At 57.5% G+C, this 5,134-nt stretch carries 5 protein-coding genes and 2 tRNA genes; 6 read left to right on the plus strand and 1 reads right to left on the minus strand.

The window, feature by feature from the left end; all coding sequences use genetic code 11:
- Positions 1-338: 338 nt before the first annotated feature.
- The 5 genes from VMW13_11205 to VMW13_11225 all read left to right on the plus strand — a co-directional run bounded on the left by VMW13_11205 (position 339) and on the right by VMW13_11225 (position 3,008).
- Positions 339-425, plus strand: a tRNA-Leu gene (locus VMW13_11205).
- A gap of 9 nt (positions 426-434) precedes the next feature.
- Positions 435-510 (plus strand) — tRNA-Gly (locus VMW13_11210).
- A 26-nt stretch (positions 511-536) separates the two neighbouring features.
- Entirely contained in the window at positions 537-1,292 is a 756-nt protein-coding gene (locus VMW13_11215; protein ID HUV45381.1) for an SDR family NAD(P)-dependent oxidoreductase, read from the plus strand.
- 140 nt (positions 1,293-1,432) lie between these two features.
- A complete protein-coding gene (locus tag VMW13_11220) occupies positions 1,433-2,251 on the plus strand; it encodes an SDR family NAD(P)-dependent oxidoreductase (protein ID HUV45382.1) in 819 nt (272 codons plus the stop codon).
- A 1-nt stretch (position 2,252) separates the two neighbouring features.
- A complete protein-coding gene (locus VMW13_11225) occupies positions 2,253-3,008 on the plus strand; it encodes an SDR family oxidoreductase (GenBank protein ID HUV45383.1) in 756 nt (251 codons plus the stop codon).
- Positions 3,009-3,337: 329 nt separating this feature from the next.
- On the opposite strand, the gene VMW13_11230 is transcribed toward VMW13_11225, so the two are convergent.
- Positions 3,338-4,072 (minus strand): metallophosphoesterase family protein, encoded by a 735-nt coding sequence (locus VMW13_11230; GenBank protein HUV45384.1) that lies wholly within the window; start codon positions 4,070-4,072, stop codon positions 3,338-3,340.
- 491 nt (positions 4,073-4,563) lie between these two features.
- Between VMW13_11230 and VMW13_11235 the strand changes: the two genes are divergently transcribed.
- On the plus strand, positions 4,564-5,134 hold a 571-nt coding region (locus VMW13_11235), incomplete at its 3' end, for a 2Fe-2S iron-sulfur cluster-binding protein (protein ID HUV45385.1).

A 5,134-nucleotide genomic window follows, 5' to 3' on the forward strand; every position in this document is an offset into this window, starting at 1 on the left:
GTCCAGTACCGCCCACCATAACGTACAGAAGGTAGAACTTCTTCTTTCGCCATAGTCATGTTATCCGGTAATAATGGCGAAGTATAGTTCAAGACCACTTCATCACCGGTCAGTATGGGATGATGTGACGGTGGTCTGCGAAGCCGGCGAACGAGTGCCCGAGGAGAGTACGCTTCGGGCGGTAATGCAAAGCCTGGCTCTCACATCTCAGATTTGACATCAGACCAGACAAGACCTTAAACTATCTGATGGTAATGAGTGCTACATCTATCTCAGAACCCCCAAAACCGCCGGTCGGGGGTTCGAGTCCTACCACTCCTGCCAGTTCGGGTGTCCGTGCCGAGGTGGTGGAATCGGTAGACACGCCATCTTGAGGGGGTGGTGAGCGTAAGCTCGTAGGAGTTCAAATCTCCTCCTCGGCACCAGTTTTATTTGCGGAAGTAGTTCAGTGGCTAGAACGCCTCCTTGCCAAGGAGGAGGTCGCGAGTTCGAATCTCGTCTTCCGCTCCATTAATATTCTATTCGAGGAGGTCTAAATGTCACGCTTTGAACTCAAGGGTAAGGTTGCTATTGTTACCGGTGGAGGCTCCGGCATCGGCGAGTCTATCGCCAGAGAGTTCGCCAAGGTCGGTGCCAAAGTGGTGGTCACCAGCCGGAAGCAGGAGAACCTGGACAGGGTAGCCGGGGAAATAAAAGCCGCCGGTGGGGAAGCCCTGGCCATCGCCACCGACGTGCGTGTGCCGGAGCAGGTGGAAAATGTTATCAAGCAGACCGTAGATACGTTCGGCCGGCTCGATATCATGGTGAACAACGCCGGGGCGGGCTTCCCGGTCAAGATAGAGGAGCTTTCCGCCAACGGTTGGGATGTCATCATCAACATCAATCTGAAGGGCGTCTTTCTATGCTCCTCGGCCGCGGCCAGGGTGATGATTCCCCAGAAGAGCGGCAAGATTATCAACATCGCGTCTGTGGCCGGCATAAATGGTTCCCCGAGCATGTCCCACTACGGGGCAGCCAAGGCGGGCGTTATCAACTTCACCAAGAGTTGCTCGGTGGAGTGGGCACAGCACAATATCAACGTCAACTGCATTGCTCCCGGGATGATTGAGACCGAAGGCGTGCGGTCACAGCAGATACTAACCGCAGAGCGGGCCGGAGACGGTACCGCTGCTCCGGCACTCAGGCTTCCCGGTAAGGTCGAGGATATCGCCAATCTGGCCATCTTCCTCGCCTCCGAAGAGGCCGGCCATATCACCGGGGAGATGTTTGTCTGCCGCGGTGCCGGTGGGTAGGCCGGGTCGCTGGGCAGTGATGTAAACCCTAACCTGTGATATCAATACCGCCATGACCCCGGGATTGCCTGACAGTGCCGGGGTGGGCTATACTATGTTACTCTGTCGGCAGAAGAAACCAAACAAAGGAGGTGCGTAGTATGGCTACGGGCAATGGGACCCTGGCAGGGAAGGTGGTCATTATTACCGGCGGGGGTACCGGATTGGGCAAGGCAATGGCGCTCCTTATGGCCAAGGAAGGGGCCGACATCGTAGTTGCCGCCCGCCGTGTCAATGCCATCGAACAGACCGCCAGGGAAGTGAAAGACATGGGGAGAAGGGCGCTGGCAATTCCCACCGATGTCACCGACTCCCAGCAGGTCAACAGCATGGTGGAGCGGACGATTGCCGAAATGGGCGGGATTGATATCCTGGTCAACAACGCCGGTATCGTCCGCGGGCAGGTACCCAAGCCCCTCTGGGAGCTCTCCGACGAGGAATGGCACCTGGGCATTAACACCAACCTCAGCGGCGCCTTCTACTGCTGCCGGGCAGTAATGAAGCACTTCGTCGATCAGGGACACGGGAAAATTATCAATATCGCCTCTGGTAACGGGATGCGCGGCTCACGAGGCGACTACATGTACGGTACCGCCAAGGCCGGTGTAATCAATCTCTCCCGCGTGCTGGCGATAACCTTTGCCCAGAACAACATCCAGGTCAACTGTATTGCTCCCGGATTTGTAGACGTACGTCACATGCAGCCGGAACCGCCAACCAGCGAGGTAACCCGGACCGCCAAGTTTATTCCGGTAGGGCGTTTCGGTGTGCCGAATGATATCGGTCATCTGGGCTTGTTCCTGGCATCGGAGGCTTCGGACTACATCACCGGCGGCCTGTTTCCAAATGACGGCGGCGGGCTTGCTGGAGGCGTAACTCCGACCGGATATGCTCCCGTCATCGAGATGGAGGAGGACTAAGATGGGCTCTAATGAATTCAGCCTTAGTGGGAAAACAGCCCTGGTTGCCGGCGACAGTAAATACTGGAGCAAGTATGCGGGGGCAGCCCTGGCCGAGGCCGGCGCTGACGTTGCCATCGCTGCCCGAAACACGAAGCGACTGGAAGAAGCCGCCGAGGAAGTACGCCACCAGGGACAAAAAGCAATCACCATCCCTACCGATACCACCGATGCGTCACAGGTGCAGAAGATGGTAGAACAGGTCGTTGCCGAGTTTGGCAGGATTGATATCCTGGTCAATGCGTCCGACCTGCTGTTCGCCAGACCCTTCCTGGAAGTATCGGAGGGCGAGTGGCGCCGTGTCCTGGATACCAACCTGACGTCCGCATTCCACTGCTGTCAGGCCGTGGGCAAGCAGATGATTGAGCAGAAGAAGGGCCGTATCATCAATCTACTCTCAGGTCTTGCCGAGAGGGGCGTGGAGAACTTCTCCGCATATTGCGTCTCCATGGGTGGTGTACTACAACTCACCCGGGCCCTGGATATCGAATGGGCCAAACACGGCATCACGGTGAACGCTATCGGTACCGGCTGGATGTCGGAGGTGGAGAAGACCGGAGCGCCTCAGGAAGAACTACTCATGAAGTACATGCCCTTGAAGAGGTACGGTCATCCCCGCGAGATGGGCCCATTACTGGTTTACCTGGCGTCCGATACTACGGACTTCTTCAGCGGGCAGTTCCTCTACGTCGACGGCGCGGTGATGTCCCACCTCTAGTGGGTGATGTCCCACCTCGAGTGTACTGAAAAACCCTTTCGACCAACCCCCGTGCGGCCCAGATGGGCCGCCTCCCCCTTCCTGGCCAGGAAGGGGGTAGAGGATTATATCTGGGGGACACCGGCAGAATCTGGTTTCGGATTCTGCTAACGTCATTCTGTAAGAATGACGCCCAGACACCCCTGCCAAAGGAGGCTTCGGCCCCTCTCAGAAGAGGGGCTTGGCCCCTTCTGAGGGGCACCCCCCTTCTGAGGGGGCTCCCTCTGGACTCCCCTTTTTCATTACCCTGTTAGTGGGAGATGTCCTGCCTTTATCGATAGTCCCGACCATCATACACCGTGACTCAATCGAGTGGCCAGGGCTGCAGGAAGGCCCTGCGCCATCATACTGGCCTGGGTGGCGCGAATATCGTACGGAACGCGGTGCAGGTTCACTACACGCGCGTCACTATCGTAGATGGCATAGCTGGCACGCGGGTCGCCGTCGCGCGGCTGTCCCACCGCGCCAGGGTTGATGATAAGTCGCCTCTCACCGAGTACCAGTGGACTTTCCGGCTCGAAATGATGCGCGGCGCATCCCCCGGTCTCCTCACAAGCGAACACCAGGGGGCTGTGAGTGTGCCCCACGAAGCAGAACCTGGTCCTGAAATGGGCAAGATTTTCCTGTGCGCTCCAGGTTGAGAGCAGGTACTCCCAGATGGGCTCTCTGGGGCTGCCGTGGGTCAGGGTGAAGTCGCCCTTCTCAATGACCAGGGGCAAATGGCTCAGGTAATCACTCTCATCGGGTGTCAATTGCCTGGCTGTCCATCTATTGGCTGTGGCGGCATCGGGGTTGAAGACGGAGATGTCCACCTTGCCGATGGCTGCCCCGTCGTGGTTGCCCATGACACAGACATGGTTCATCTGGCGAAGCCTGGAGATACAATCATGAGGGTCCGGTCCGTAGCCGACGATGTCTCCGAGGCACCATACCTCATCTACCCCACCACGGCGCTTAATATCATCCAGCACCGCGATGAGGGCTGCCAGATTGGAATGGATATCGGCAAGAATAGCGTAATGCATGTTGTCTGATAAGGGCGTCTTCTCACCGGAATTATAACCCGGCCCTGCAGCCAGTACAAGAGCATGTGCTCATCCGTACATTAGTGACACAAGGCAGGCGTCATCATGTGAGGTGAAGCCCGCCACTGGAGAGTACCTGTACGGTTAGCTATGGTATACTGGCCGCCTCCTCATGTGGTAATGCCTCATCCCCCTTACCCCCCAATATTCATATATATGTGTGGGAAGCAGGCTTTACCTGCTTCCCACACAAGAAGAAAACTTACCCCCTCTCTGCAGGGAGGGGACCAGGGAGTCGTTAGGAAGTGACAGGCAACGATAAGCCCGCCACTGATGTACCGGGCGACTGCACAATATTAGTTTAGCCTGTTGCAATAGGGTATAATAGGCTGGCGGTCTTCGTAAAAACAGTATCAACATCATGCGTGAGGTGGTCATGCTGGTGAAGCTGCCCTTCGAGGAAGCCGCACAGAATAGAAGCCTTTACATAGATGGCAGTCTACACGATTGAATTTCAGCCACTGGGCCGGAGAGGCCGGTGCCGGGATGGTCAGTCCATAACGGACTGTGCCCGGGGATTGAGTATCGGCATCAACTACATCTGCGGGGGTGTCGGTACCTGCCAGTCCTGCAAGGTGAGGGTCACCGGTGGGACGGTCTCTGCCCCGACCTCCGGTGAGATGGATGCCTTCTCCCCTGAAGAGCTGGAAGCCGGCTGGCGGCTGGCCTGCCAGACCCATCCTCTCAGTGACTGCACTGTGACTGTGCCCACCGAATCGATGACGACTCCGCAGCGGACTCAGGTGGAGGGTCTGGAGATAGCGACCGAGCCGGAACCGCCAGTCCGTGCCTATGACCTGCGACTGAACCCCCCTTCTCTCTCCGACCAGCAGGCTGACGCTGACCGTCTGCTGGAGGTACTCCGCCAGCAGCACAAGGTGTACTGCCGACGGGTCGATATCGACGTCCTCCGTGCTCTCTCCCGGCAGCTACGCTCACGGGACTGGCAGTGTCAGGTCTCAGTTCGTGATGATGAAGTGGTGGCTGTCGGTGAGTGTGCTG

It is taken from the genome of Dehalococcoidales bacterium (assembly GCA_035529395.1).
Taxonomy (GTDB): domain Bacteria; phylum Chloroflexota; class Dehalococcoidia; order Dehalococcoidales; family Fen-1064; genus DUES01.

Excerpts from the sequence above, each read along its gene's own strand:
- VMW13_11220 (HUV45382.1), top strand. The coding sequence starts at position 1,433 with ATGGCTACGGGCAATGGGACCCTGGCAGGGAAGGTGGTCATTATTACC.
- VMW13_11215 (HUV45381.1), top strand. The coding sequence starts at position 537 with ATGTCACGCTTTGAACTCAAGGGTAAGGTTGCTATTGTTACCGGTGGA.
- VMW13_11225 (HUV45383.1), top strand. The coding sequence starts at position 2,253 with ATGGGCTCTAATGAATTCAGCCTTAGTGGGAAAACAGCCCTGGTTGCC.
- VMW13_11230 (HUV45384.1), bottom strand. The coding sequence starts at position 4,072 with ATGCATTACGCTATTCTTGCCGATATCCATTCCAATCTGGCAGCCCTC.